Source organism: Paracoccus seriniphilus, from assembly GCF_028553745.1.
Classification (GTDB): domain Bacteria; phylum Pseudomonadota; class Alphaproteobacteria; order Rhodobacterales; family Rhodobacteraceae; genus Paracoccus; species Paracoccus seriniphilus.
Window position 1 is genome coordinate 1,672,575 of the sequence record NZ_CP067129.1, and the last position, 26,674, is coordinate 1,699,248.

The window sequence follows — 26,674 nt, forward strand, 5'->3', positions numbered from 1 at the left end:
TCCGATGACAGAACTGCACCCGATCCAGCCCGCTGCAACCACCACCTCCCTTTGTGCCGCGCAGGAAGGGCTCTGGTTTGCTCAGCGTCTCGATCCAGAGAACCCGCTGTTCAATACGGGGCAGTTCATTGAACTCGACGGCCCACTGGATCTCGACGCCTTTCGCCGGGCCCATGCCGCTGCAATGGCCGAGGCAGAGGTGCTGCGGCTGCGGATTGTCATGCAGGACGGAGAGCCGCAGCAACGGCTTGATGGTCACTTGCCGGAACTGGAGGTTGTCGACCTGCGCAACGCAGCGGACGGATTTTCCCGTGCCCGCGCCGCGATGGACCGCGACAGCGCGCGCCCCTGCGACCCGACATGCGACCCGCTGGCCCGCTTTGTGCTTTACCGGCTGAGCGACACGCATCACCTCTGGTATGAGCGGATCCATCACCTTGCCATTGACGGCTATGGTATGGTTCTTGTGACCAATCGCGTCGCCGCGCTTTACGGAGAAAGGCTGGGCCGCAAGCCCGCCCCTGCCCTGGCACCCTATCATGACGTCATCGAGGCCGATCTGGCCTATCGCGACAGCAAGGAATTCATCCGCGACCGCGAAGCATGGCTGGGGCGATGCCGGGATCTGGGCACAGCAGCCTCACCCAATCCACGAGCCGCCGAGGTGCCAAGCGCGCATCATTTTCATCGCATTCAACAGGATGTCCCGGCGCCGACCGTGTCGCTGCTGATGCAGCGGGCACAGGATCTGCGCCTGCCATGGCCAGACATGTTGACCTTGCTGAGCGGTGCCTATCTGCGCCGGGTCTCGCCTGATGGGGATGCCATTTTCGGCCTGCCTTTCATGGCTCGCTTCGGGACCGGGGCGGCACGCGTCCCCTGCATGTGGATGAATGTCCTGCCGCATGCGCTCGGACTGGATGAAGACGCGCCGCTTGACCAGGCGCTGACGGCCGGTGCGAAACAACTGGCCGCCGAACGCAGAATCGGGCGCTACCGCTCGGAAGTCCTGCGCAGGGATCTTGGCCGCACCCGGATCGAGGAACGTCTTTACGGGCCGCTGATCAATGTGCAGCCCTATGATGTCGCGCCCGTGTTCGATGGCCTGGACAGCCGCCTGCATATCCTGAACGCCGGACCCGTCGATGACCTGACCGTCAGCTATCGCGGCAATGGCAAGTCCGGTCTTACGCTAGAGATCGACGCCAACCCCGCGCTCTATCCTCTTGAAGAGGTCAGAGCACATCTGCAGCGCCTGCTAGCTTTCCTCTCCGGCGCCTTGCAGGCAGACCGTCTTGGCGATGTGCCGACGCTGACCGGGCCCGAGGAAGGGAAACTGGTCCATGACCTCAATGCCACGGATCACCCGGTTCCGCAGACCACGCTATCGGCCCTGATCGAAAACCGGCTGCTCATGCATCCCCGGTCCGAGGCCGTGCGTGCCGACGGGGCATCGATGAGCTATGGCGATCTGGATCGCCGGTCGCGGGCTCTTGCAGAAGCACTGGTCGCCCGCGGCGCGGGGAAAGACCGCATCGTGGCTGTCGCCCTGGACCGTTCGCTTGATCTGGCGGTCGCGCTGGTCGCGGTTCTGCGTGCCGGCGCGGCCTATGTGCCGCTGGATCCGCAGCAGCCCCCGGAACGCCTGAAGGCACTGATAGAACAGACCGATGCCATTGCACTTTTGGCGCGGGAAGATATCGATTGCGCGGGCGCCATCACGCCATATGACCCGGACCAATGGCCACGGACCCCGGCGAATACCCCGCTTCCCCGACCCGCCCCGGATGATCTTGCCTATGTTCTTTTCACATCCGGTTCGACCGGTGCGCCAAAGGGCGTGATGATCGAACACAGGGCCATCGTGAACCGCCTTCTGTGGATGCGCGAACATTATGACTTCAGCGCCGATGATCGCATTCTGCAAAAGACTCCGACGACATTCGATGTGTCCGTATGGGAGCTGTTCCTGCCATATCTCTGCGGCGGGACCCTGGTCTTTGCCGATCCCGACGCGCATCGCGACCCGGCCCAGATCGCCCGGCTGATCCGACGCGAAGGCATCAGCGTATGCCATTTCGTGCCCTCGATGCTGGCGGCATTCCTGAACCATCCCGACAGCGAAGGCATCCGAATGCGCCAGGTTTTCTGTTCGGGCGAGGAACTGACTCCGAAGCATCGCGATCGCTTTCACGCGCGGATCAGAGCCGAGCTTCACAACCTTTACGGACCGACCGAAGCCGCCGTCGATGTGACTTTCTGGGCAGCCGACAGGAGTGACGACAGCGCGCCCGTGCCGATCGGACATCCGGTCTGGAATACCCGCTGCCATATCCTCGACGGGGCGCTTCGCCCTGTCCCGCAAGGTGTCACGGGACAGCTTTACCTTGGAGGCATCCAGTTGGCCCGGGGCTATCTGGGCCGCGACGATCTGACGGCCGAGCGTTTCCTGCCCGACCCCTTCCGCCCGGGAGAGCGGCTCTATGCGACCGGGGATCTGGCGCGCTATCGGGCTGATGGAGCGATTACCTATCTGGGCCGCAACGACCATCAGATCAAGATCCGCGGCATGCGGGTCGAACTGGGCGAAATCGAACATGCCCTGCGGGAACTGCCCGGCATTCGCGAAGCGCTGGTCATCGCAGATGACAGCACGGGCGCGCAGCAACTGATCGGCCATGTCCTCGCCGGCAAGGAGTTCGACAAGATTGCCGCCCTGCGTCGGCTGGAGCGCCATCTGCCCGCGCATATGATCCCCTCGGACCTGATCCGGCTGGACAGTTTTCCCACCACGGCGAATGGCAAGCTTGACCGCAAGGCGCTTCCACGCCCCGCGCGTCAGGACCTGCAGGGGACGCCGGCGGAAACCGAGATGGAAAAACAACTCGCCGCACTTTACAGCGATATTCTTCAGCTGGACCGCATCCCCCCGCGCGAAGCGGATTTCTTTGGCCTTGGAGGGGATTCGCTGTCAGCGGTGCAGTTGCAACTGGAGCTGGAAAAGACCCTTGGACAGGACCTGTCGCTGGGGCAGATTTTCGAAACGCCCCGGATCCACGCCCTGGCGCGCGCACTTGAAGATCAGGATGCAGCGCAGGGTGGTCTTGGAGCGATTTTCCCGCTGGTTTCGGGCGACGCGAAACAGGCCCCGGTGGTCTTCCTGCATCCCGCAGGTGGGCTTGGCTGGGGCTATCGGACCTTGGCGCAGAAACTTTCAAGGGTCTTTCCCGGCCCGATGTTCGCCATCCAGTCACCCATGCTGACGGGTGCACCAATGCCCGAAACCCTTGCAGAACTGTGCCGCCATTACGCCGATCTGATCATGGCAGAGACGCCATGCCAAACCATCCATCTCATCGGCTGGTCACTCGGGGGGATTCTTGCCCAGGAAATCGCTGTCGAACTCTTGTCGCAGGGGCGGCGGCCCGGCGTCGTGGCACTGCTTGATGCCTATCCGGCCGAAGCCTGGCGCGCAGAGCCGCAACCGGACCCGGTGACGGCGCTGAGGGCGCTTCTGGCCATTGCGGGCCATGACCCGGACGCGCATCCCGAACTGGACACGCGCAGCAAGGTCGTCAGGTTCCTGAAAGACAATTCCCGGCTTCTTGGCGCCCTGCCCCGCGATGTTCTGGATGCCGTGGTGGAACTGGTCAGCGGAACAAATCTTCTGATGCGCAAACATACCCATCGAAGCTATGCCGGTCGCCTGACACATCTGCGCGCCGGGCATGACCATGCCGGACGGGGTTTCACCCCGACATTGTGGCAACCCCATTGCGCGGAACTGGCATCCTTCGATTTGCCCTGCCTGCACAAGGACATGGTTTCGCCCGCCCAGGCACCTGCAATCGCGGAAATATTGTCCGGGTCCGAATCTCAGACCACCTGAGGCCCATCTTTACGTCATGATGGGCTTTCAGTGGCAGCGAAGATCAGGCTGGGCTCAAGCGATGTCGGCAGGCTGGCAATATGCACGGCACCGTCATAGATCTGCCAGCACAGATCCAGGTCGCGCCGGACCGAGAAGGCCTCGACCAGATCATAGAAGCTCTCGGGCGCATCGGTCGGCGGTGGTCCGGCGCTGAAACTGCGCTTTTCCCGATTGCCGCTTCCCAGGTAAAGGGCATCCGGGGCAGCACGGCTATCCTGCATCAAGGCGTCGGCTTGTTCCTCACTGCGCCACAGTGACGGGCTTATGGCGGCATATCGGGCAAAGCTTCCGGGGGCGAGTCGCATCATCTGCAGGGCGAACAACCCGCCAAGGGAATGCCCCCACAGCGTCCGGCGCACTGCATTGATGGTCAGGCCCTGCTCTGCGGCATCACGCAAAGCTCCGGTCAGCAACGAAATGAATTGCGCCGCCCCGCCCGTCGGCCGCGCAGCCGCATCGGGGTCATCTGCGGGAAACGTCAGGTCGCGGGTGCGGGAATGCCGATCGAACTGTCCGGCGCTGTCATAGCCAATGCCAACCACGACAAGGCCCGGCACCTGCGCAAGCATGTCCCTGGTCAGGAAATCGAAGGCCGCATTCCCGTCAAGCATGTAAATGATCGGCCAGCCTTCCGCGGGCGCATGTCCCCTCGGGACGGCCCGGAACAGGCGGTAGGGGTTGTCGTCCTGCGCGGCAAGCGGATGATGGATTCCGGGCAGCAGAATCTGCTCAAGGGAATGGCTGTCACAATGCCCACGGAAAATCCGGTGTTCAGCGATCCGGCCCCCATGCGTGGGAAGTTCAACGTCACATGCCGGAATGATCCGCGGGAAATCAAGCCGCCGTGCAAGCGGACCCTGGCCGGGGCAAGTGATGCGGCGTTCGGACATGTCGCGAATGAGTTGATCTTTTTTGTCGGGTTTGATTTATCTCCACCGTCCTAAGAGCATCTTTCAAGGGGTGCAAGGTTCGACAGATTCTCCGGCTTCGCAAGATTGCTTGGCACCACCTGAAAAGAGACTGACATGATCCGCGAGTTCTCTCCGCTCTGCTTCAAGACCCTGGCTGCAGTAGCGATTGGCTGTGCGCTGCTTCTGGCGCCGACATTCCCTGCCAATGCCGGTTCATCACCGGCTGCCGCCAATGAAATGCAACCCGATGCAAAGCACGACATCGAGATTGTCGACATCACCGGGCGCAAGGTGACGCTGTCGCATCCGGCGTCGCGTGTGGTGCTGGGCGACGCCCGCCACATCATGGAACTTGCCATGCTGCTGGATGATCCCGTGGCCCATATTGCCGGATGGCGTCAGGACAAGTCGCTGGATCCGGCGCGATACAGACTGTTCGCCGAAAAATTCCCGGCGATTGACGACATTGCAACCGTCGGCGCGGGCAACCGTCAGCTTTCGGTCGAAAATGTCATCGCGCTGCAGCCTGATGTCGTCATCCTGTCCTTGCTGGACGCCGAGAACCCCGCCACCGAGGTGCAACTGCAACAGCTGTCCGAAGCAAGCATACCCGTGATTTTCGTCGATTTCTTCAGCCATCCGATCGAGAATACGGAACCCAGCATGGCCATCCTCGGCCAGTTGTTCGCGGCCGAGCAGAAAGCCACGGAACTCATCGAATTCTACAACGCCCATCTGGATGTCATCCGCGACCGTATCGCACAGGCCAACCCGGAACGCCCAAGGGTGTTCATCCAGGTGCATGCCACCCCGCAAAGATGTTGTGCCTCGGTTGGTTCCGGCGTGTTTCACGATTTCATCCAGGCGGCTGGCGGCTACAACCTGGGTCAGGACAACGTGCCGGGCATCATGGGCAATATCGGCCTTGAGAACCTGATCGCTCTGGACCCGGATTTCTTCCTTGCCACCGGCGGGGTCCATTTGCGCGACCGTGGCGGGCTGGTGATCGGTGCCGGGGTCTCGCAGGATGAAACCGATCGCAGCTTCGCGCAGCTTCTCTCGGCGCCGGGCATTGCCGAACTGCGGGCGGTCAAGAGCGGGCAGGTTCTTGGCATCTGGCATCTGTTCAACGACTCTCCGATGCATATCGCCCTGATCGAAGAGCTTGCGAAACGCTTTCACCCCAGGCTGTTCGCCGACCTTGATCCGGCGGCCACCCTGCACGACATGCAGGCACGATTTTCACCGATTGCAAGCGATGGCGTCTGGTGGTCCGATGCCCCGGCCAAGGTCGAATGATCATGTCAGACAGCATTGCTGCCCATCATGGCCAGCGGGCGGCCCGGCGCGTGCTTCTGGTCGTCGCGCTGACGGCGCTGGCCCTGTTCGGGCTTCTGGCCGATATCGCGTCGGGGCCTTCGGGCCTGAGCATTGGTGAAGTGCTTGACGTGCTGCGTGATGCCGAAGGGGTCAGTCGAAGCGCGCAGGTGATCGTCTGGAACGTGCGCCTGCCGGTTGCGGTCATGGCGTTATTGGTCGGGGCGGCGCTTTCCCTTGCGGGGACCGAGATGCAAACGGTTCTGGAAAACCCCCTGGCAGAACCCTTTACCCTGGGTGTGTCATCCGCAGCGGCATTGGGGGCAGGAGTGGCTATCGTTCTGGGGCTGAGCCTGCCGGGTCTGCCCGCCATCTGGTCTGTCACCGCCAATGCCTTCGTCTTTGCCATCCTGTCCCTGGTCATTCTGCAGTTCGCGGCGGGCAGCGGCCCGACCGTGGTCATCCTTTTCGGGATCGCATTGAACTTCACCTCCGGGGCGCTTCTGGCGCTGGTCCAGTTCATCGCCTCGGCGGACGCGCTGCAACAACTGGTGTTCTGGTCCATGGGCAGTCTGGCGAATGTCCGCTGGGAAGGGATCACCCTTGTCGCCGTGGTGCTGGCGCTGACCCTGCCGTTCTCACTGCGTGCCTCCTGGGCACTGACGGCGTTGCGCATGGGGGCCGAACAGGCGCAGGGCTTTGGCGTGAATGTTCCCGGTCTGCGTCGTTGGGCCTTGCTGCGGGTCAGCCTTCTTGCCGCCTCGGCGGTGTCGCTTGTGGGGGTGATCGGTTTTGTCGGCCTGGCCGGACCCCATATCGCCCGCATCATCGTGGGCGAGGATCACCGCTTCCTGCTGCCTGCCTCACTGTTGACAGGGGCGGTGCTCATGTCCTTTGCCTCGATTCTTTCAAAGCTGTTGGTGCCCGGCGTTCTCTTGCCGATCGGGATGGTCACCTCTCTGGTCGGCCTGCCGGTGTTCATCCTGTTGATCCTGCGGCGCGGCGGGGACATGTCATGACCCTCATGCTGTCCAACCTGTCACTGACCCGGGGCCGCAAGACCTTGCTGAGGGACACGACGTTTTCCCCTCTGTTGCCCGGAGAATTCACCGTTCTGGCCGGACCCAACGGCGCGGGGAAATCCAGCCTGCTGCGGGCGATTGCGCAGACACTTCCCTACCGTGGGATGATAGCCCATGAAGGCCGCGACCTGTCGCGGATGCGACGCCGCGAACGGGCTGCCCTGTTGGGATACATGCCGCAGAACCTGCAAAGCCAGTCGGATCTCAGCGTTCTCGAGGGGTTGTTCGTGGCCATGAATGCCGGGGGGCGCAACGCGCTTGACCGCGCCGGACAACTGGCCCGTGCCGAGGCCCTGCTGAAGCGTTTCGACATCTCTCATCTCGCCGGGCGGCGATTGTCGGCCCTGTCCGGCGGACAACGCCAGACCGTCGGCCTCGCCCAGGCACTGGCCCGCAACCCGGCGCTGATCCTGCTGGATGAACCGACAGCGGCGCTCGATCTGGCCATGCAGTTCCGAATACTTGGAGAGATTGCACAGATCGCGGCCGACGGACGGATCGTCATTGCCGTTCTGCATGATCTGACGCAGGCCGCGCGTTGGGCGGATCGGATCATCCTGATGCATGACGGGATCGTCAGGGCCGATGGTCCCCCCGCCGAGGTTCTTACACCAGGGCTTCTCAAAGAGGTCTATCATGTCGATGCGCGTGTCGAGCGAGACAGCCGAAACCATCTGATCATCTCGGTTGACGGCACCTTCCCTGTATCTGCCTGCCAGGCACATCAAGCTTGACAAGCGTCAGGATGTGAAACGGGCCGCATTCGCTGCGGCCCGCCTCGTCACCTCAGTCACGCATCATTTGTGCTTGATGCGCCAGACCGTATTGCCGCCCTCGGCATCACCGCGGGCCTTGTTCACCATATAGACGGTGCCGTCATCGGCCTCTTCCACGAAATTCGGGAAAGGTCCGCCGGGCAGGCTGGCGACCAACTGGCCATCACCGCTGACCACGGCAAGGCTATCCGAGGTGCGATTGGCGACATAGGCCAGATCCTGCCCCTCGACATAAACGACGTTCAGCGGCTGGACCCCAACCGGCACATCGCTTTTCACGCTGCCATCGGCGGCATCCAGGATCAGCAGATCATCGGAATTCTGCGAGGCAACGAAGAGGGTTTTCCCATCTTCAGAAACATCCACGCCAGAGGGGCGGGACACGGATTCCAACGGGAAAATGGTCACTTCGCCGCTGGCGAGATCCACCTTGGCAAGCTCTGGCGTATTCAGAGAGACGGTGTAAAGTTGGCCATTGGCCCCATCCACCGCGACGCTCATTGTCGCGAATTCACCGCCACGTTGTGCAGAGGGGATGGCGATTGTCTTCACCAGTTCAAGCGACGCGGCATCATAGACATTGATGCCCTCGGACATCACGCTGACATAGACGCGATCCGTGGCCGCATCATATACGGCATCGCGTGCATGAGGGGCAGTGTTGACATCGAACTGCTTGACCAGCGACAGATCGTCCTGAGCATAGACAGCGACGGAATTCTGCCGTGTGTTCGTGACCCAGACATTGCCATGGGTATCGTCAACACCAACTCCATAAACCGCAAATGGGGATGCCGGGCGTCCCCCTTCGGCGGGGGCCATGGCGGGCTCGCGCCTGGCAAGGACCTCCAGCGTTTCACCGTCAAGCTTGATCAGTTCGCTGGTCACCGGCTTGCCGCGCCCGCCTGCCGAAGAAGTGACGAAAATCGTGCCATTGGCGTCAGACACCCCGATCTGGTACAGCCCACCGCCCAGCTCGGCCTTGGTGATGTCAAACTTGTCTTCACCGGCATAATCGATCTTGGGCGAGACCTTCAGTTCCACGACACTGGCGCTGTCGGGGCCATCGGTCTTGACCACGATCGGGTGCAACCCCAGGGCGGCATCGGCCGGCACATCGAACTTGGCGCTCACTTCGCCCTTCTCGTTCACGGGCAGATCCTTGAAGAGCACCTCATCGCCGCGCTCGAATGTCACCGTCTGGCCCTGGGTGAAGCCCGTTCCGCGCAGTTCGGCGGTGCCGCCCGCATGGATCGGACCGCGATTCACGCCCGAGATCATGACCCGCGCCTCGAAAGCGGCAGGGGTATCAAATGCACTTTGCGCCGCAGCGCCCTGAGAAAGGGCCATCAGGGCCAGTGCGGCGCAGGTATTGCGACCGACACGAATCGATTTCGACATGAGAATTCCTCTTTTTCAGGTTGTGACTGCGCGGACAGGCTTGGCGTCCTTTTCAGGAAAGCCATTGGCTGGAAGCGTTATTTTCCGCGACACGATCACTGTCAAGAAATAATCTGATAATTTTTGTCGGATTAAATTCACAAGTCAGGAACCGTCATCCGATTGGGGGCTGCCGTCGTGCCACGGCAGCCGATCCGACCATGCAAGAAGCGCAGCAAAAGCAGGATCGCCCCGAAATACCCGGCAGCCCGTCAGACCGCCACAAGGACATCATCACAAGCGGCCTGGCTTGGAACGGGATTCCGGCACTGCAAAGCCGCGTTGAGTTCGGGCAGGAAAGCCGCCAGGCTGAGCGGGCCAAGCATGTCGTCATGCCCGCAATCCAGCGTGATCTGTCGTGCCCCGCCACGCGACAGACTGGCCCAGGGGTTTCCCTGCCAGTCCAGCAGGCCGTCGAGCATGGCGCTTTTCCCCTGCGCCGCGCGAAGCGCTATGATCGGCGCATCGATGCAGGCCGGAACATGACGCCGTGCAAGATCAAGGTTCGCCTCGACAACATCGCGCAGGCGGTCGCGCAGCATCGTGAAGCGCGCCTCGCCCAGGATCGCCTGCAAGGAACGGACCTCGGGACGCAAGAGCATCCTTTCGGCCAGCGCATCCAATGTCCGGACCGCGGGATCCGGCGCTTCGCCGAGAAAGGCTAACGCCTGACGCACCCGGACATCTTCCGCGATCATGCCGTTTGAGGGATGAAACGGAAAGGAATCCAGCAGGCACAGACAGGCGATCCGGGCTCCCTGCCCCTCGAGCTGGCGCGCGACTTCCTGCGCCACCAACCCGCCAAAGGACCAGCCGAGCAGGATATAGGGGCCCTCGGGCTGAACCGCGCGAATTCGGGCCACGTAATCCTGGGCCATCCCGCACAGATCCGGCCAATGGGACGGTTCGGTCAACCCCGGCGATTGCAGGGCACAGATCCCGACATCCTCGGGAAGCGCGGACATCAGGCTGGCATAGCCCCAGCCCACCCCAAGGACCGGATGCAGGCAGAACACCGTCCCCGCGCCGGCGCGGGCCCTGCGCAATTCAAGAACGGGCCCCAGCGGATCGGTTTCCGATGCACGGTCGATCTCATCGGCAAGACGGCGCAGGTTTGGAACGCCGAAAACGGTCGCCAGTGAAATCCTGTTGCCATGGTCGCGTCGCAACGACGCGATCAACCGCGCGGCAGACAGGCTGGTGCCGCCCAGTCTGAAGAAATCGTCATCAATCCCGACATCCTCGCGGCCAAGCGCCTCGCGCACCCGCGCCAGCAACTGTTGTTGCGTCGGGGTCAGCGGTCCGCGCGCGGAGGCCAGAGAGTCATCACATGTCTGCCTGATCGCGGGCAGCGCCTTCACATCCAGCTTGCCATTGGCATTTTGCGGCATGGCGGGCAGGCGCATGAAGGCTTGCGGCACCATATAGTCGGGAAGACATCCGCGCAGATGAGCCTCAAGCGCCGAAGGCTCGACAGGGGCATCGCTGCAGAAATAGCCCAGCAGGTGATCACGATCCGCGGCCTTGACGACGGCCGCAGCGTGAATGCCGTCGAACTGGCGCATGGCGGCCTCAACCTCGCCCGCCTCGATGCGATGACCGCGAATCTTGATCTGGAAATCGATCCGCCCGAAATGCTCCAACGCACCATCCGGGTTCCAGCGACCAAGATCGCCGGTCCGATAGAGCCGACCGAAAGGCGTTTCCCGGAAACTGTCCCGTGTCAGGTCGGCGCGCTGGTGATATCCCCGCGCCAGCCCACAGCCGCCAATCCAGATTTCCCCGATACTGCCGACAGGGGCCGGTGCGCCAAATGCGTCGAGCACGAAAATCCGCTCTCCGGCCAGTGGACGCCCGATATGGGGTCGCGCCGCCGTTTCGGGAGTGATCCGCGCGATGCTGGACCAGATCGTGGTTTCGGTGGGGCCATAGACGTTGAACAACGGGCCACCCTCGACCATTCGTTGGGCCAGATCGCCGGGCAAAGGCTCTCCGCCGACAAGCTTGGTCAATCCTCGCATCTGCGGCCCTGCCCCCTCCAGGGCCAGCGACCACAGCGACGGCGTCGCCTGAAGATGCGTCACGCCCGCGCTTTCAACGCGCGCATTCAGAAGGTCAGGGTCCAGAACCTCTGGACGCTGCGCGATCTCGACCGTGCCGCCGACGCAAAGCGGCAGCAGCATCTCCAGCGTGGCAATGTCAAAGGCTATCGTTGTGACCGACAGCCAGCGTGTCGTATCGTCAAGGCCGATGGCATCGCGCATCGCCGCCAGCAGCGTCCACAAGGCCCCGTGGGATATCTCCACCCCCTTCGGCACCCCCGTCGATCCCGAGGTAAAGATGATATAGGCCAGTTCATCACCCGTGCCAAAACATTCACGCGCCGCGCCCGCCGCCGGGGCTTCGTCCAACATATTGTCATCCAGAACCATGCTTGCACGCTGGTCGTCGGTCATGGCGCCGGCCCGACCGGGCGACAGCAGCACCAGGTCAGGATCAGCCGTCTGCAGGATCAGCGCATTGCGTTTGCCGGGCGCGTCGGGGTCCAGCGGCAGATAGGTTGCACCAAGGCGATGCAGGGCAAGGATGGCCGCCGGCAGGAGCAGGCTTCGCTCCAGCAACAGCGCGACCACGGCGCCACGCCCGATGCCGCGCCGCTGCAGTGCCATGGCCATGCGCGAACTCAGCGCGTCAAGGTCGGCATAGCTCAACCGGCGCGTTCCGTCGTGAACCGCGATCCGTTCAGGGAAATTGCGGCATTGCTGATCGAAGGCATCCAGCCAGTTCTCGCCCGTCGGGCGCGATCCGCCATCGGACCATTGCGCGATCCGCTCTTTCTCGCCGGGCAGATGGATCGCCACGTCACGCAACTCTGCATCGGGATCTGCCATCACCTCGCACAGGAACAGATGCAGCCGATCCAGATGGGCTTCGATCTCGCCCTGCGAATACAGACCCGGATTGGCATTCAGGGTCAGGGTCAGTCCCTGATGTGCGCCGCGATCAAAGATGAAGGCGGTCAGATCATCCACCGATCCGTTGGAGAGATTCACCACTTTCGCGTCTATCGGTCCGAATTGCAGCGCATAGTCGAAGGGCTCGAAATTGACGGCCATGCTGGCAACTTGCTGATCGGCCCGCGTGAAGCCCAGATCGTGGCGAACCTGCTCAAATCGGTATTTCTGATGACGCAGCGCCGACATCATGGTCTGGCCACCTTGTTCCGCCAGATCCGCAAAACTGATCTTTCGCGAAAAGTCGAAGCGCAGCGCGACGGCATTGGCATTCATCATCGCCACGCAACGCTCGGACCGCGCGAGCCGCCCATGCACCGGCATGGCCAATACCAGATCCTCGACCCCGGTCATGCGATGAACATAGCCTGCAAAGGCCGAAACCATGACCTGCGGCAACGACACTCCGATACGCCGGGAAAATGCGCGCAGTTGCTGGCTGTCGTGCATGTTCATCTGCCGACTGGCCGTGATGACGCCGCCGCTGCGGTTGCCACCCTGCGAAAGCGTCACCGGATCGGGCAGTCCGGCAAGCCGTTCCACCCAATAGGCGCGATCCCGATCCGCCCGTCTGCTGGCGGTATAGCCACGCTCGCCTTCCAGCAGCATCGCGGCCGAGACGATCTGCGTGGGGGGCGGCGCCTGCCCATCCAGCAGCGCCGAATAGATCTCGGCGCATCGCCGCGCGACAAGACCGGCGGAATAGCCGTCCAGCAGGATATGATGGGCGCAATGATACCACAGGTGATGACAGGCATTCAGCCGGATCAGCGCCACGCGCCACAGACCTCGCTGGTGATCCTCCAGATCGGCGCGCATCCAGGTCTCTGCCGCCGCCTTGGGGTTCTTGTGATCGCTGAAATCGACAAATGGAACCTCTCCGTCGAATTGCGACGCAATCTCCAGCTGCAGGCCCGTTTCATCGCTGATGACCCTTGCGCGCGAAGCCTCCAGCTCGTTGGCCAGCACATGCAAGGTCTTCAGAAACAGCGATGCATCCAGGTCACCTTCCAGCGACAGATATTCCGCCAGATTGAACATGTAGCCCGGCGGGCAGAGCTGTTCGGCAAACCAGATACCGTTCTGGGCGCTATTGGCCGGCAAACAGGCCTGGGCAAAGCATGCGGCAAAGGGACCCTTCGGCAACATGGGAATTCCTTCGGTCAGATATGAGAACGTGTCGGATCGATCAGTCACGAGAGATGTCTTGGGTAGGCGATGATCGAAACATCCCCGCCAGCCCGGTCGCTGGCGAGAATGCCGACCAGGCCTTTCCTGACGGCAAGCGGATAGAGATGCAGCCCCGGCAGGGCCTTGTCTTTCCACCGGATGAACGCACCCGAAGACTGCATCAGCGCAATCTGGAAACGCCCGATCAGCAGGGGCAGCCCGCCCTGCCATGCCTTGACCGCCGCTTCCGTCGCAGCCCACCACAGCCCCAGGTCGTGACGCGAGCGGATGCCCAAAGCTGCGGGCTGCACCTGCGGGCGCGTCAATGACACAAGCGCCTCGGCATCGTCGGTGCGCAGATCGTCAAGCGCGACAAGATCAACCCCGATCCACCCGCATTTCTGCCGGGCGTGCAGTGTCAGCCCCCCGGCATGAGCGCGCGATACCGGCTGCGCCGATTCTGTCGGATCAAGGGGCACCCCACCGGCGAGATGCGCAACCCTGTCCGCCCATTCCGGGCGTACGACGATAGGAACCTGAATCACCGAATGCGGTCCTCCTGTTCGTATGAAACGCATGGTTCAACGCAGGCGAACATCGCCATGCGGAATCTGCGATATACAACCTATGCGTGTATATATAACGAAAGAGATACACATTGATGACACAGACATAAACGACAAATTTGGTTTATTTTGTGAAATCAATATCAAGAGGCAATGAAAGGCAGCAGCGCGCAAAAAGAAGGCACAACCCTGCGGTGAACTTTCAGGGCAATGATCTCCATCAGAGTGGCGTCACGAACCACCGAAGGAATGATGTCCGCGCCACAGGGGAATGTCATCGCGCTCAAGATCTGCAGGGCAGCATCGCCCCGAACCCAGACAAGAGCGGGATCATCAGCACCTGCTTGCCGGGCTTCGCTGCGCAACACGGCGCAAGACTTTTCGGGCATCCCAGGAAGACGCCGGACCAGGGAAATATCCCGGCCCGGCGTGGAAGGGTCTGATGGACGGTGCCCCGGCCCCGGTTCTCGGCAGTTGCTGCCCGTCATTCCCGCGCAGGGAAATCCACATGGACGTGATTGCCATCGGGATCGCGCAGATGGAATTGAACCACGCCGATCTGATCCAGCACAAAGCGGTCATACGGAATATTCGCGTTACGCAACCGCTTTTCGAATGCGTCCAGGCCGCTTGCGGTCAGGGCGAAATGTTCGAGTTTCAGTTCCGCCTCGGAGCCAACTGCCTGACCGCCATCATGACCGACCAGATGTATGACCGCGACATCATCGGCATAAAGCCAGGCACCCGGAAAGGGAAAGGCGGGACGCGGGCCGATGCGCAGGCCAAGGATATCGCCATACCACGCCAGCATGGTCTCGACCCGACTTGTCCGGATGTTGACGTGGTCAAGCCTGCGCACCTGCATATCAGAAGCCTTCCAGGACGATCTTGCCCCTGGCGCGACCGCTTTCGATCAGCGCATGGGCGCGCTTGAGGTTCCCGGCATTGATCGTGCCGAAGCTCTCGGTCGCGGTCGAGCGGACCTTGCCCGCGTCGATCAGGCCGGCCACGGTGTCGAGGATCTCGCCCTGGCGCGCGATGTCCTCGGTGGTGAAGAGCGACCGGGTGAACATCAGCTCCCAATGGATCGACACGGCCTTGCCCTTGAACGGCATGATGTCGAAGTGCTCGGGATCATCAATCAGGCCAAAGCGGCCCTGCGGCGCGATGAATTCGGCGATCTGCGTCACATAGGTTTCCGAGTGGTTGGTCGAGAAGACGAAGGCAGGCGCGCCGATGTTCAGCGCGGCGATCTGATCGGGCAGCGGCTTGGAGTGATCCACGACATGATGTGCGCCCAGTTCCTTGACCCATTCCCGCGTCTCGGGACGCGAGGCTGTTGCGATGATCGTCAGGTCCGTCTGTTCGCGCAAAAGCTGGATGGCGATGGAGCCGACCCCGCCCGCCCCGCCGATGATGACGATGGCCTTCGCTGCACCCGGCACCGGATCGGTGACTTTCAGGCGGTCAAAGATCATTTCCTGTGCCGTCAGCGTGGTCAGCGGCAGGGCGGCCGCGGCCGCAGTGTCGATGGACCTGGGGGCATGTCCGACGATGCGGGCATCCACAAGGTGATACTCGGCATTGGTGCCCGTGCGGTTGATCGCGCCCGCATACCAGACCTTGTCACCGACCTTGAACTGGCTGACCTGCTCGCCGGTCTCGACCACTTCGCCCACGGCATCCCAGCCGAGGATCACGGGGGTGTCGCCTTCGGCGGGGCGGCTTTGGCGGACCTTCACGTCGACCGGGTTCACCGACACGGCGGCAACCTTGACCAGAATGTCATGGCCCGTGGCGGTCGGTTTCTCGATCTCGAGGTCGATCAGGGCGTCGGCGCGATCAATGGCACCGTTGGTGGTATAGCCGATGGCTTTCATGCTTCTTCTCCAAATTGGAATTGAAAGGTCGCGGCGCCCTTTGGCGCCGCATGTTGTCGTGTCAGGGTTTGGCGGCGCAGGGCGTCAGACATGGCTATCCCGTTGCCCCAGGGGGCTTGCGCGGCGCTGGTAATGTGGGAGGGCCTCTCGACTCCGGGCAGCGTTATGCCGCCGGGGGAAAGAGGCGAAGGACGATCAGCCGATCGGGGTCATTTCGGCAAGGGTGAACCGGTCAATCGCACCCTCGGTCGCGGCCAGATAGGCGGCCAGGTGCGGCGCGTTCATGTGTTCTTGCCAGATCTCGCGGCTTTCCCAGTTCTCGTAGAAGGTAAAATGCGCGGGGTCTTCATTGTCCTGATGCAGGTCGTAGTTGATGCAGCCCTTCTCGGCGCGGGTAATCGGCACCAGCTTGAGAAGCTCGGCCTTCACCAGTTCGATCTGGTCGGGCTTGGCGTGGATATTGGCAACGACCGTAAGTTTCGACATGTTGTCATTCCCTGAATTGGCTGTGACGTTGACACGGATATACGCAGAAGTCGCGGGCGGATAAACGACGCATATTCGAAATGACAATCCCGCCAATCCGGATAATGATGCCGGAATGCCCCCAAGCGTTGCCGGTCATTGCGCATCACGCGTCTTGCCGCCTTCGCGGGCAGCGAAGAACGCCCCCCCCCCCGAGACTCCCCGGCAACAGCGGCGTGAGCACTCAAGACCAGCCTGCCCGGATCTGCGGTGGGATAACCTGACAGCGAAAAACTCCGGGTTGCCCGAAACCGTTGCCGACCGACAACGCCTGTCTGGTCACATCGCCCGCGCCGGAAAACGGCTCATCGCGTTTCGGCACTCCAGATGTCTTCCCATTCAGGGCTTCCCGGGCCGACGACGCAGCGGCCGTCCTGACGCAAGCTCAGGCGCAGGCGGCATCGCTTGATCTCGTCCTCGAACTCATGCGCGGGAATGGCGCGCACGGAATCGGTCAGACTGCGATGAAATGCGTCCTTTGCCGCTTCGAGCGTGTAAAAGACCCATCTGCCGTCCTTCTCGGCCCGCACAAGACCCGCCCTCTGAAGGGTCTTCAGGTTGCGCGACATGTTGTAATGCGTCTCACCCAGCACATCCATCGCCTCGGCGACGCAGATGCGTTCATTGATCTGTAACAGCAGCCAGAACAGCCGCAGCCGGTGGGGCTCGGCTATGGCCTTCAGCGCTTCGACATAGCGGTCATCCATCCCGTCCCCTCCTGGCGATCATGGACCCGAGACTAGCCAAGCCCTTGGCAAACGACAACGCGAACCCGGTGGCTTCAGCCTCCGCCCCCTTCCCTGACCAGAGCGACCAGCACCATGATGACCCCGATCAGCATCACCACGCCCGAATGGGTTGCGTGAAACAGCAATTCGCCCCGGCTTGCTCCGGTAAGCAGAGCAATCCAGAAAAACGGGCAGAACAGCCCCAGCAGGATGATGCAGACCCCCGTTCGGGCGGACTCGGGCAGCTTTCGTTCGACCACCAGCCGCTTCCCGGTTCGCCAGAGATGCGTGTAGGGACAAAGGGACAAGAGGGTGTGGATTTTCATGCCCGGGCCATCCGTCTTGCTGCTTTTCGTGAAACCGTCAGGCAATCGTGATGACAAGCGCCCCTCCGGCAGGCAGGAACTCTTGAAGGGCGATTGCCCATGGATTGTCTGGCATCTTGTGCCCATTCAGTTGCGATCAATATACGCATATTAGCGCATATTGGCATATATAAAACAACCCTGAACGGGCGTTTCAACACATGGCCCTGGCGCGTGCGGTGTCGTGAAGCCGCGCAGGTTGCGCCCCCATTTGGGCGAGCAACGCGACCTCACCGTATTTCAGCGCGGGGCGGATGCCCTTTGCAATGCTGCGCCAATCGTCAAAAGACAAACGGGTGACTGTCCGATCGACCAGTCACCCGCACAAGCCTGGGCTACGGGCAAGTTTGCGAACCGCTTTCCTGCGGGCCCCAGCAAGACAGGGTTCAAGCCGTTCAGACGCCCAGCCGGTCGCGCAGCGCATACCACCAGGATCCGATGACCGAATAGGGCACGCGGAATGTGCGCCCTCCGGGAAAGGGAATCCATGGCAGATTTGCAAAGACGTCGAAACGGCTGACATCCCCATCGATCGCCTCGGAGAGGATGCGCCCGAAGGTATGGGATCCGGTCACCCCATGTCCGGAATAGCCATGCGCGAAATAGGTATTCGACCCGATCCGGCCCATCTGCGGCACGCGAGAGAACGACAATGCGAAATTCCCCGACCATGCGTAATCGATGCGCCGACCCTCCAGCTGCGGGAAGACCTTGCGAAGGTTCTTCCACAGCTTGGCCTTGATGTCCCGGGGATCGGAACCGCCATAGACCGTGCCACCACCGAACAGCAGCCGGTGATCGGCAGACATCCGGTAGTAGTCCAGAATATAGCGCACATCCTCGACACAGGTATCCGCCGGCATCAACTCGCGCGCCAGCGCTTCGCCAAGGGGCTCGGTCGCCATGACCTGTGTCGAGACCGGCATGACACGCGGGGCCAGTTCGGGCACGACATGGCCCAGATAGGCATTCCCGCACAGCACCAGTGTCTTGCAGGTCACCTGCCCCTGGGCCGTGCGCACGACGGGTCGCGCGGCGTCATGGACGACAGAGATGACCGGACTCATCTCGAAGATGGTTCCGCCACGGTTTTCAAAGGCCGCCGCCTCGCCCAGTGCCAGATTGAGCGGGTGCATATGGCCACCGCTCACATCCAGCAGGCCGCCCGTATACAGATCAGAATTCGCGTGTTCCCGCATCTCGTCGCGATCCAGAATCCGCTGATTGCGCAGGCCATAGCTTTCCCAAAGCGCCTTGCGCTCTTCCAGATCGCGCAGATGCTTGTCTGTCAGCGCCGCAAAGACATTACCGTCCTTCAGATCGCATTTGATGTCATAGGTTCTGACACGTTCGCGGATGATTTCGCCGCCTTCCTGAACCAGTCCGGCAACGAAACGGGCGGTGTCCTGCCCATAGCGGCGCCCGATGGTTTGCAGACTGGCGTTCAGACCATTGACGATCTGGCCACCATTGCGCCCCGAGGCACCCCAGCCGATGCGCGCCCCTTCGACAATGGTGACGCGATGGCCCTTTTCGGCCAGATGCAGCGCCGTCGACAGGCCGGAATAGCCCGCACCGACCACACAGATGTCGGTGTCGTGATCACCTTCAAGAGCCGGACGCCGGGGTGAAGGATTTGCCGATGCCGCATAATAGCTGGTCGTATGTTCACCGGTCCCGGCATAGGGGTGGTGCCGGGATTGCGATTGGGCGTTCATCAAACCGCCTCCAGATAGCTGTGATATTCGAAATCGGTGACATGGCTGGTGAAGCGGCGCAGCTCTTGTTGTTTGCACTGCACGAACATGCGTTTCAGCCTTTTGCTGTAGATCTTCTCGACCCGCGGTCCGCGCGAGAAAGCCTCGATGGCCGAAGCCCAGTCTGGCGGCAACGTGTCCAGATCAAGCGAATAGGCATCGCCCTCAACCGGCTCCGGCGGCTGCCATTTTCCTTCAATCCCCAGCAACGCACCGCCAAGGATCGAGGTCAGAACCAGATAGGGATTGGCATCGGCCCCCGCGACGCGATGTTCGATCCGGCGTGCCCTGGGCGAACCGCCGGGAACGCGAATGGCAACGGTGCGATTCTCATATCCCCAGGCGACAGCCGCAGGCGCATGCGCACCGGGCAACAGGCGGCGGAACGAGTTTTCATGCGGCGCAAAGACCAGGGTGTTTTCCTGCATGGTCTCGATCAGCCCGGCCACCGCGTGGCGCAGAAGATCGGTGCCCCGTTCACCGCCATCGTCGAAGACGTTGCGACCTTCATCATCAACCAGCGAGAAATGCACATGCATCCCCGATCCGGCGCGATCCCCATAGGGTTTGGCCATGAATGTGGCGGCAAAACCGTGCTTGCGGGCGATGCCGCGCACCAGACGCTTGAACAACACCGCATCATCGGCAGCGCGCAACGGGTCGGCGACATGCAGCAGGTTGATCTCGAACTGCCCTGCCCCGTTTTCCGAAATGGCGGAATCCGCGGGAATATCCTGGGCACGGCAACCGTCATAGACATCATTCAGGAAGGCATCGAAATGCTGCAGTTCGTCCAGAGACAACGCCCCGTCGGAATCCAGCCGTTTCCCGGTGATCGGCGAACAGGGCGGCTGCGGCGCGGCCTTGCTGGGATCGACAACATAGAATTCCATTTCCGTGGCGACCACGGGCGTCAGTCCGATCGCCTTGAAACGGTCCGAAACCGCCGCCAGCGCGCGTCGCGGGTCGCCGGTGAATGGCGTGCCATCCTCTTGCCGCATCCACAGTTGCGCGAACATCGCCGGGCGCGTCGTCCAGCCCACGGGACTGGGTGCGCGGCCGGTGAAATCGCACAGCCCGTCCGCATCCCCGGTATCAAAGACCAGTTCATTGCCGACGATATCCTCGCCCCAGATATCCATACCCAGCAGGGACAGAGGCATCCGCAATTCGCCATTCAGTATCTTGTCCAGTTGATCAATGGGAACGCGCTTGCCACGCATCACCCCGTTCAGATCACAGATACAAGCAAAGATGGTCTGAATTTCCGGCCAGTCCTTCAGCCATGCGGCCGCTTCCTCGACGTCCATCGGAACACCCAAAATGTGATATAATTTCTTTATATGTGATAGTTTTTTACCTTGAGTCAAGCGTGCTCTCGGGCCATTCTGGGCGACATTCCCTCATGCAGACGAAACAGTGCCCGAAATGTCCCAACGGCCCATCCCTTCCCTGCCCGACCACGACGCCGTGACGACCCAGGAATATGCCTATCAGCACCTGCGCAATGCCATCATGGTCGGTGCCTTTCGCCCCGGCACGGCACTGACCTTTCGTGGCCTTGCCCAGCAACTGGACCTCAGTCCGACACCGATCCGCGAGGCCGTGCGGCGCCTGTCTTCGGAAAATGCCATCGAGGTGCTGGGCAACCGCCGCCTGCGGGTTCCGCATATGACCGCGGGACGGCTGGAGGATCTGGTCGAACTGCGCATCACCCTGGAACGTCACGCGGTGACACGCGCATTTCCCTATCTCTCCGATGTCGCCATCGCAGAGATGCGGGCGCTGGACGACCGGATGGATGAAGCCATCAGCTGTCACGATCTTGATGCCCTGACCCGGCTGAACCACGGCTTTCACCGTTTACTCTATCGCCTGAACCCCGATCACGCCAGCATGCCCCTGATCGAAAGCATCTGGTTGCAGCTTGGCCCCTTTCAGCGTCAGGTCGTCGAACAGATCGAGGCCATCAACAAGATCGACCACCACAAGGCGATGTTGAAGGCACTGCAACAACGTGACCGGCCAGGCCTGTGCCGAGCTCTGGAAAGCGACATCCGGGATGGAGTCCTGCGTCTGGGTCGGCAGATACTGGAAAAGGAAGGCCCCCTTCCGGGCGGAATTCAGACGCGGCAAACATGAAGCCTATTGCCTGCGCCATCGCTTGCGCCCATCCTGACCGGATGATGAAACGCCAGATCCTCGCCACCCTGCTGATCCTGTCCACGACCCTGCCGGTGCTGGGTCAGGACATGCCGGATGACCGCAACGACCCGATCGGACGCGCGCTGGAGGGGTTCATGCGGAATTTCATCGAGGACATCAGCCCCGACCTGAACCGTCTGGGTGAAGACATGTCGGGGGGGCTGTCACGCATGGCGCCGGTGCTGGAAGATCTGTCGGTCCTGGTGGATGATCTGGAAAACTACCAAATGCCCCAGCGGCTGGAAAATGGCGACATCATCATCCGTCGCCGCCCTGGCGCGCCACCGCCGCCGCCCTTGGGGGACAGCCTGCAGGACATGGTGCCACCCGAAGCCCCCCCGACGGTCCCGATCAACCCTGACGCGCCGGAAATAGCACTCTAACCCGATTTTGGCGCGGCCTGATTGGCATCGGCAATCAGGTTGCGAAACTGCCGGGCGCGCTGAATGACATCTTCGAAGGTTTCGATCCCCTTGGCCTCCAGCGCGGGAACAAGGCGAAGGAATATCTCGGCAGTGGCAATGGTGTCACCCATGGCGCTGTGGCGGGCCTCGGGCGGGATTTCGATGCTCAGCCGTTCGGCCAGCGCATCAAGGCTGTGATCGGCGGATTGCCCCCAAACCATTGCCGACAGCAGCACCGTATCCAGAACCGGGTTTTCGAAATGCACGCCGGTCTCATCCCTGATCGCATGCAGCAGCCCCATGTCAAAGGGCGCATTATGGGCGATCAGCACCGCTTCGGCCGTGAAATGGTGAAAGGCGGTCACGGCGGCGCAGACATCGGGTGCCTCCGCCACCATCTCGTTGGTGATATGATGAATCGCAGTCGCGCCGGGTGGAATCTCGCGCCCCGGATTGACCAGCGTGTCAAAGCTTTCCCCGGTCAGGCGTCCTCCGGCGATGCGCAGCCCGGCGATCTGAACGATGCGATCGGTGACATCCAGACCGGTGGTTTCGGTATCGAAGACGACACAGGTCAGATCAGACAGACGCGAGGCAGCGACAGCGCGTTTCCCCAGCGCGAAATCATAGGTCAGCCCAGCCGGCAGATGCCCGTCCTCGGCCAGCAACAAGGGCAGGACCAGTCGGGCCTGTTCCCCGGAAACGGCCTCGGACCAGATGCCGGTGCCATGCATGGCCAGGATATCAGCGCCACTCAGATCAGGCTGGGCGCAATCGGGGGCATAGGACAGCCATTCGTCCAGGCACGCCATGGGCACCGGATTTCCCGACCAGACAAGGCAAAGATGCGGTTCAGCCGGATCTTCCAGCAGGATGTCGAATGCCGGGGTCAGCCCTTCGTCGCGCAGTGATTTGTCCAGATGCCGCAACAGCGCATTCATCTCTCCCGCATCGGCCAGAACAACCAAATTCGGCAAGGCGGCATCGCTGGACAGCCCGGCGGCCAGTTCGACAAGACGTGCCCGTCCTGTCGGCCCTTTTCCCGACAGCAACTCGGACAGCGCCTTGGTTTCCCGGGCCAGGCCCCGGCCCTCATGCTGGATGGCTCGGGCCAGTTCAGGCGGCATCGGCCCCTCCAGCGCGTCCAGCATCGGCACCAGTGTCGCGGCATGACGGCGCAGCGCCTCCAGCCTGTCGCGGGGCACGGCGGCGGCGGATGTGCGGTCGCGCAGGATCAGCAGAATGCCGTCATCGACGCGGCGCATGCGCGCATTCATGCGTTCGCCATCGGCGGTCAGACAGACCAGATCGGTCGCATCTACCCCTGCAGCCAAGCGCGCCGAGGCCGCCTCGATCGCCCCCGAGGAAATGTAGCGATCCAGCCGCCGGTCAAGAGCAATGCCGCGCAGCAGCCGCGCGGCAGCAGAGTTGTAGAACATGATCCGCCCATGGGCATCGGCCATGACGGCTCCGGCGCCGAAATCGGCCAGAATGTTCTCCAGCGTTTCCTTTTCATGGGCCAGTTCGCTGGCATGTTCCTCGACCGCGCGGGACAGGGCCTCGGCGGCACGTGCGCGGGCCTGGGCGGCCTCGCGTACGGCGGGTCCAAGATCGGCAAGATAGCGGGTGTCGGGTTCCTCGGGGGCCTGCCCGGTGCGCAAGCCGCCCGCCAGTGCCTCGATCGGGCGGGCAAGATAGCGGTCAAACAGCATCCAGATGCCGGCCGTTGCGCCCAGACAGCCCAGACCGGCAATCAGCGCGGCCAAGGCCAGCGCATCCACAATGGCTGTCGCGGCCACGCCCGATAAGGACATCCGCCAGCCCGCGATCACCAAAGCCGCCAGGATTGCCGCCAGAACCGCGCCCGCCAGGGCCGCGAAAAGCAGCAATATCCGCAGTCGCAATGGCCGGTCGCTGATCATCTTCCGTCCAGTAATCTTGCCATTTCAGAACGCAGTTCGGACAGTTCAAAGGGTTTGGCAATGAAGCCGTCCGCCCCCAGCGCCAGCCCCTTGCGCCGTTCCACCACGGACCCCCGCGCGGTCATCATCAGGACCAGCACATTCTTCAGCGCCGGATCGGCGCGCAGATCCTGCACGATCTGATAGCCGGAAACATCGGGCAGCATGACATCCAGCAACACAAGATCGGGTCGCGTTTCCCGTATCTTCTCGACGGCCCCCGCCCCGGTCGCCAGACGTTCATGCTGATGGCCGTCGCGCGTCAGCAGGAAATCCAGCGCGACGGCAATGTTGTCTTCATCCTCGACGACCAGAATTGCTGCCATCAGCCCCTTGCCCCACTACAGACCCGAAGAAAGGCCGGATCACTTTCATCCGCCGTCGTCCAGTCAGCCCCCGCGCGACGGATCCGGCTGCCTTGGCAATCGAAATCCTGCGGCACGATCAGGGTTTGACCGCGGCGTTCGAACAGCATGATCTGCCCGTGCCGGACCCCATCGCTGTCATCCTGTATCGTGGCGGGATCAAAGGCGGCAAAGCGCACCGCCACCGGGAACACATAGGTCCATGGGGCCCATGCCTGTTTCTTGTGGCCGACCAGCAGGATTTCAGACCCGGCAGGCAGGCGATCAACCGCGCGCCCATACCAGGAGTAATCGCTCCAGATCGAATAGCTGACCATGGCAAGCCCGATACCCGCCGGCAGCAGCCAGCGCGGAATTTCGATCCCGGCCTTGCGCAAAGCGTGGAAGCTGGCAAACAGCACCGCCGCCGCGCCGATTCCGACAGCCACAACCCCTAGGACCTCGACACCAACTCCGGTCATCCCAACATTCCCTTCCCGTGGCCCATGGCCGATTGCATGCTGCGCACCACCACGAAGGCATCGCGCAGATGGCTGCGTTCAAGATCGGGCAGATCCGAGGGGGACAGATAATTGTCCGGCTGTCGTCCTGCCCTGATCAGATGGGCCTGATTCTCAAGCCGCATCGTCTGAATAAGATCATAGGCGGCAATCAGATCGCGCGCGCCGCTGCCCGAGATGACGCCCCTGGCTTCAGCATCCACCATCCGCGCGCGCGTGTTGACCGAGGTCAGCCGGCCCTGCAGCGCATAGACACGCGCCAGATCCGTAACCGGCACCACGCCATTGTGCTTCATGTCGATATGATGCTTGTGATCGCCGGATCGGATCGTCGCGAAACCGCCGATCAGACCCAGCGGCGGCCGGTGCTTCAGCGAGTTGGACACCATATGGGCCACGAAGATCGAATTCTTCGAGGCCATTTGCAGCGTATCCTGTTGCAGATCGGCAAGCAGCGCGGCATCGCCGGCAATGGCACGCAGATCGAACATGACGCTGGCCAGCATCTGCGCCTCAGGGCTGGGATTTGCGATCCAGTCGCGGAAATAGCCCTGCCAGACCTCGCGCGGCTGACACCAGCGCGGATTGGTCGCCATCATGTCGCCGGGACAATAGATATAGCCGCAGGCATGCAGCCCATCGCTGACAAAGCGGGCCAGCGCCTTGAAATAGGGATCGGCGGGATCGCTTCCCTGTTCAAGGATCAGGCAATTGTCCTGATCGCTGACGCCGGTCTGCTCTTGCCGCCCCTGCGAACCACAGGCAGCCCAAAGCCAGCCTGTGGGCGCCACACCAAGTTTTTCTTGCGCCATGTCCAGAAGGCGGCGCGTCACGGCATCGGCGATGTCGGTGATCATCCGGGTGATCACCTCATGCCTCTGATGCGCCTGCACCAGTCGGTCCAGCAGATCGGGAATGCCGCCGGTCACACGGGCCAGATCGGCGACCGTCCCGGCCTGCAGCGCGTCACGGATCAATCCGGCAGAGCTGATGGCCTGAACACGCGTCAGATCGGTCTGGCTGATCATGCCGATGAAGCGTCCATCCTCGACCACGGGCAGATGTCCGATATGCCGTTTCGACATGATGTTCAGAACATCATGGCCCAGGGCCGTGGGTGGCAAGGTCACCGGATCCGCAGTCATCACCGAGCTGACCGGATCGCGCGTATCGCGCCCCTCGGCCACGACCCGGTTGGACATGTCGCGAATGGTCAGCACGCCGATCAGCCGTTCCCCTTCGGTCACGCCGATGCTGCTGACCCGGGCATCGCGCATCATCCGCGCGGCTTCATTGATCGGTGTCTCGGCGGAACAGGACAGCGGACCGCCCTCTCCCAGCAGTTCCTCGACCTTCAGCAGGGCGATATCCGCGCCGCGATCCACGGCATTCCGTCCCCGCGCGAAAAAGCGGGCAACGCTGCGATAGCTTTCGATCAGCCGCAGGACCTCGTCCCGGGGCAGCATCAGGATTGTCGAATCCTCGGCGGCGCTGGCGGTGGTCATGGCCGTGCCACCCTGCAACAGGCCCCGTTCGCCAAAGGAATTGCGTTGCTGCAATTCCGACACCGGATCGCCATTGCAATCGCTGACACGCACCCGCCCCGAACGGATCAGATAGAGTCCGGCAAGCTTCTCGCCGAAACGGTAGATCGTTGCCCCGGCGGGGTAATCCCTGCAGCAGAAGGAACCGGCCAGTCGGACCAGCTCGTTGCGCGGCAGGCTGTCATAGGGATGGACGGTGGCGATGAAATCGGTCGTATCAGACATTTCCGGCA

At 62.2% G+C, this 26,674-nt stretch carries 22 protein-coding genes; 6 read left to right on the forward strand and 16 right to left on the reverse strand.

What is annotated here, in order from left to right; genetic code table 11:
• Positions 1-4 precede the first annotated feature (4 nt).
• Positions 5-3,889 (forward strand): non-ribosomal peptide synthetase, encoded by a 3,885-nt coding sequence (locus tag JHW44_RS08190; RefSeq protein WP_089343430.1) that lies wholly within the window; start codon positions 5-7, stop codon positions 3,887-3,889.
• 14 nt (positions 3,890-3,903) lie between these two features.
• Here the strand turns inward: JHW44_RS08190 and JHW44_RS08195 are convergent, their stop codons facing one another.
• On the reverse strand, positions 3,904-4,821 hold the full coding sequence (locus tag JHW44_RS08195) for an alpha/beta hydrolase (RefSeq protein WP_089343429.1): 918 nt from the start codon (positions 4,819-4,821) through the stop codon (positions 3,904-3,906).
• Between the two features lie 135 nt (positions 4,822-4,956).
• Here JHW44_RS08195 and JHW44_RS08200 point away from each other — a divergent pair, with 135 nt between their 5' ends.
• The 3 genes from JHW44_RS08200 to JHW44_RS08210 are packed head-to-tail and all read left to right on the forward strand — an operon-like array spanning position 4,957 to position 7,975.
• On the forward strand, positions 4,957-6,141 hold the full coding sequence (locus JHW44_RS08200; RefSeq protein WP_245846882.1) for an ABC transporter substrate-binding protein: 1,185 nt from the start codon (positions 4,957-4,959) through the stop codon (positions 6,139-6,141).
• 2 nt (positions 6,142-6,143) lie between these two features.
• Positions 6,144-7,178 (forward strand): FecCD family ABC transporter permease, encoded by a 1,035-nt coding sequence (locus tag JHW44_RS08205; RefSeq protein WP_089343428.1) that lies wholly within the window; start codon positions 6,144-6,146, stop codon positions 7,176-7,178.
• On the forward strand, positions 7,175-7,975 hold the full coding sequence (locus tag JHW44_RS08210) for an ABC transporter ATP-binding protein (protein WP_089343427.1): 801 nt from the start codon (positions 7,175-7,177) through the stop codon (positions 7,973-7,975). The genes JHW44_RS08205 and JHW44_RS08210 overlap by 4 nt, the downstream gene beginning before the upstream one ends.
• A gap of 63 nt (positions 7,976-8,038) precedes the next feature.
• On the opposite strand, the gene JHW44_RS08215 is transcribed toward JHW44_RS08210, so the two are convergent.
• The 11 genes from JHW44_RS08215 to JHW44_RS08265 form a co-directional block, all read right to left on the reverse strand.
• On the reverse strand, positions 8,039-9,418 hold the full coding sequence (locus JHW44_RS08215; protein ID WP_089343426.1) for a YncE family protein: 1,380 nt from the start codon (positions 9,416-9,418) through the stop codon (positions 8,039-8,041).
• A gap of 251 nt (positions 9,419-9,669) precedes the next feature.
• The gene (locus JHW44_RS08220) at positions 9,670-13,620 is read right to left on the reverse strand and encodes a non-ribosomal peptide synthetase (protein ID WP_179217651.1); all 3,951 of its coding nucleotides are present in this window, start codon (positions 13,618-13,620) and stop codon (positions 9,670-9,672) included.
• Between the two features lie 44 nt (positions 13,621-13,664).
• Positions 13,665-14,186 carry a hypothetical protein gene (locus JHW44_RS08225; RefSeq protein ID WP_179217650.1) on the reverse strand — a complete coding sequence of 174 codons (522 nt, stop codon included), beginning with the start codon at positions 14,184-14,186 and terminating at the stop codon, positions 13,665-13,667.
• Positions 14,187-14,350: 164 nt separating this feature from the next.
• Entirely contained in the window at positions 14,351-14,572 is a 222-nt protein-coding gene (locus tag JHW44_RS08230) for a hypothetical protein (RefSeq protein ID WP_272850263.1), read from the reverse strand.
• A 119-nt stretch (positions 14,573-14,691) separates the two neighbouring features.
• Positions 14,692-15,072, reverse strand: a complete 381-nt coding sequence (locus JHW44_RS08235) for a VOC family protein (protein WP_089343423.1) — start codon at positions 15,070-15,072, stop codon at positions 14,692-14,694.
• 1 nt (position 15,073) lies between these two features.
• Complete coding sequence (locus JHW44_RS08240) at positions 15,074-16,087, reverse strand: zinc-binding alcohol dehydrogenase family protein (protein WP_089343422.1); 1,014 nt, start codon at positions 16,085-16,087, stop codon at positions 15,074-15,076.
• Between the two features lie 195 nt (positions 16,088-16,282).
• Complete coding sequence (locus JHW44_RS08245; protein ID WP_089343421.1) at positions 16,283-16,573, reverse strand: putative quinol monooxygenase; 291 nt, start codon at positions 16,571-16,573, stop codon at positions 16,283-16,285.
• A 344-nt stretch (positions 16,574-16,917) separates the two neighbouring features.
• A complete protein-coding gene (locus JHW44_RS08250) occupies positions 16,918-17,319 on the reverse strand; it encodes an ArsR/SmtB family transcription factor (RefSeq protein ID WP_089343420.1) in 402 nt (133 codons plus the stop codon).
• A gap of 74 nt (positions 17,320-17,393) precedes the next feature.
• Complete coding sequence (locus JHW44_RS08255; RefSeq protein WP_089343419.1) at positions 17,394-17,666, reverse strand: hypothetical protein; 273 nt, start codon at positions 17,664-17,666, stop codon at positions 17,394-17,396.
• A 434-nt stretch (positions 17,667-18,100) separates the two neighbouring features.
• Complete coding sequence (locus tag JHW44_RS08260; RefSeq protein WP_089343418.1) at positions 18,101-19,423, reverse strand: NAD(P)/FAD-dependent oxidoreductase; 1,323 nt, start codon at positions 19,421-19,423, stop codon at positions 18,101-18,103.
• A complete protein-coding gene (locus JHW44_RS08265) occupies positions 19,423-20,772 on the reverse strand; it encodes a glutamine synthetase family protein (RefSeq protein ID WP_089343417.1) in 1,350 nt (449 codons plus the stop codon). Before JHW44_RS08265 ends, JHW44_RS08260 begins: the two co-directional genes overlap by 1 nt.
• A 118-nt stretch (positions 20,773-20,890) precedes the next feature.
• Between JHW44_RS08265 and JHW44_RS08270 the strand changes: the two genes are divergently transcribed.
• On the forward strand, positions 20,891-21,604 hold the full coding sequence (locus JHW44_RS08270; protein ID WP_089343416.1) for a GntR family transcriptional regulator: 714 nt from the start codon (positions 20,891-20,893) through the stop codon (positions 21,602-21,604).
• Positions 21,601-22,050, forward strand: a complete 450-nt coding sequence (locus tag JHW44_RS08275) for a hypothetical protein (protein WP_089343415.1) — start codon at positions 21,601-21,603, stop codon at positions 22,048-22,050. The genes JHW44_RS08270 and JHW44_RS08275 overlap by 4 nt, the downstream gene beginning before the upstream one ends.
• Here the strand turns inward: JHW44_RS08275 and JHW44_RS08280 are convergent.
• Genes JHW44_RS08280 through JHW44_RS08295 form a run of 4 tightly spaced genes read right to left on the reverse strand, consistent with a single transcriptional unit; the run spans position 22,047 to position 26,666 of the window.
• Complete coding sequence (locus JHW44_RS08280) at positions 22,047-23,993, reverse strand: 3'-5' exonuclease (protein WP_089343414.1); 1,947 nt, start codon at positions 23,991-23,993, stop codon at positions 22,047-22,049. The genes JHW44_RS08275 and JHW44_RS08280 overlap by 4 nt on opposite strands.
• A complete protein-coding gene (locus tag JHW44_RS08285) occupies positions 23,990-24,358 on the reverse strand; it encodes a response regulator transcription factor (RefSeq protein ID WP_089343413.1) in 369 nt (122 codons plus the stop codon). Before JHW44_RS08285 ends, JHW44_RS08280 begins: the two co-directional genes overlap by 4 nt.
• Positions 24,358-24,858 (reverse strand): hypothetical protein, encoded by a 501-nt coding sequence (locus JHW44_RS08290; protein ID WP_089343412.1) that lies wholly within the window; start codon positions 24,856-24,858, stop codon positions 24,358-24,360. Before JHW44_RS08290 ends, JHW44_RS08285 begins: the two co-directional genes overlap by 1 nt.
• Entirely contained in the window at positions 24,855-26,666 is a 1,812-nt protein-coding gene (locus JHW44_RS08295) for a putative nucleotidyltransferase substrate binding domain-containing protein (RefSeq protein ID WP_089343411.1), read from the reverse strand. Before JHW44_RS08295 ends, JHW44_RS08290 begins: the two co-directional genes overlap by 4 nt.
• Positions 26,667-26,674: the final 8 nt, after the last annotated feature.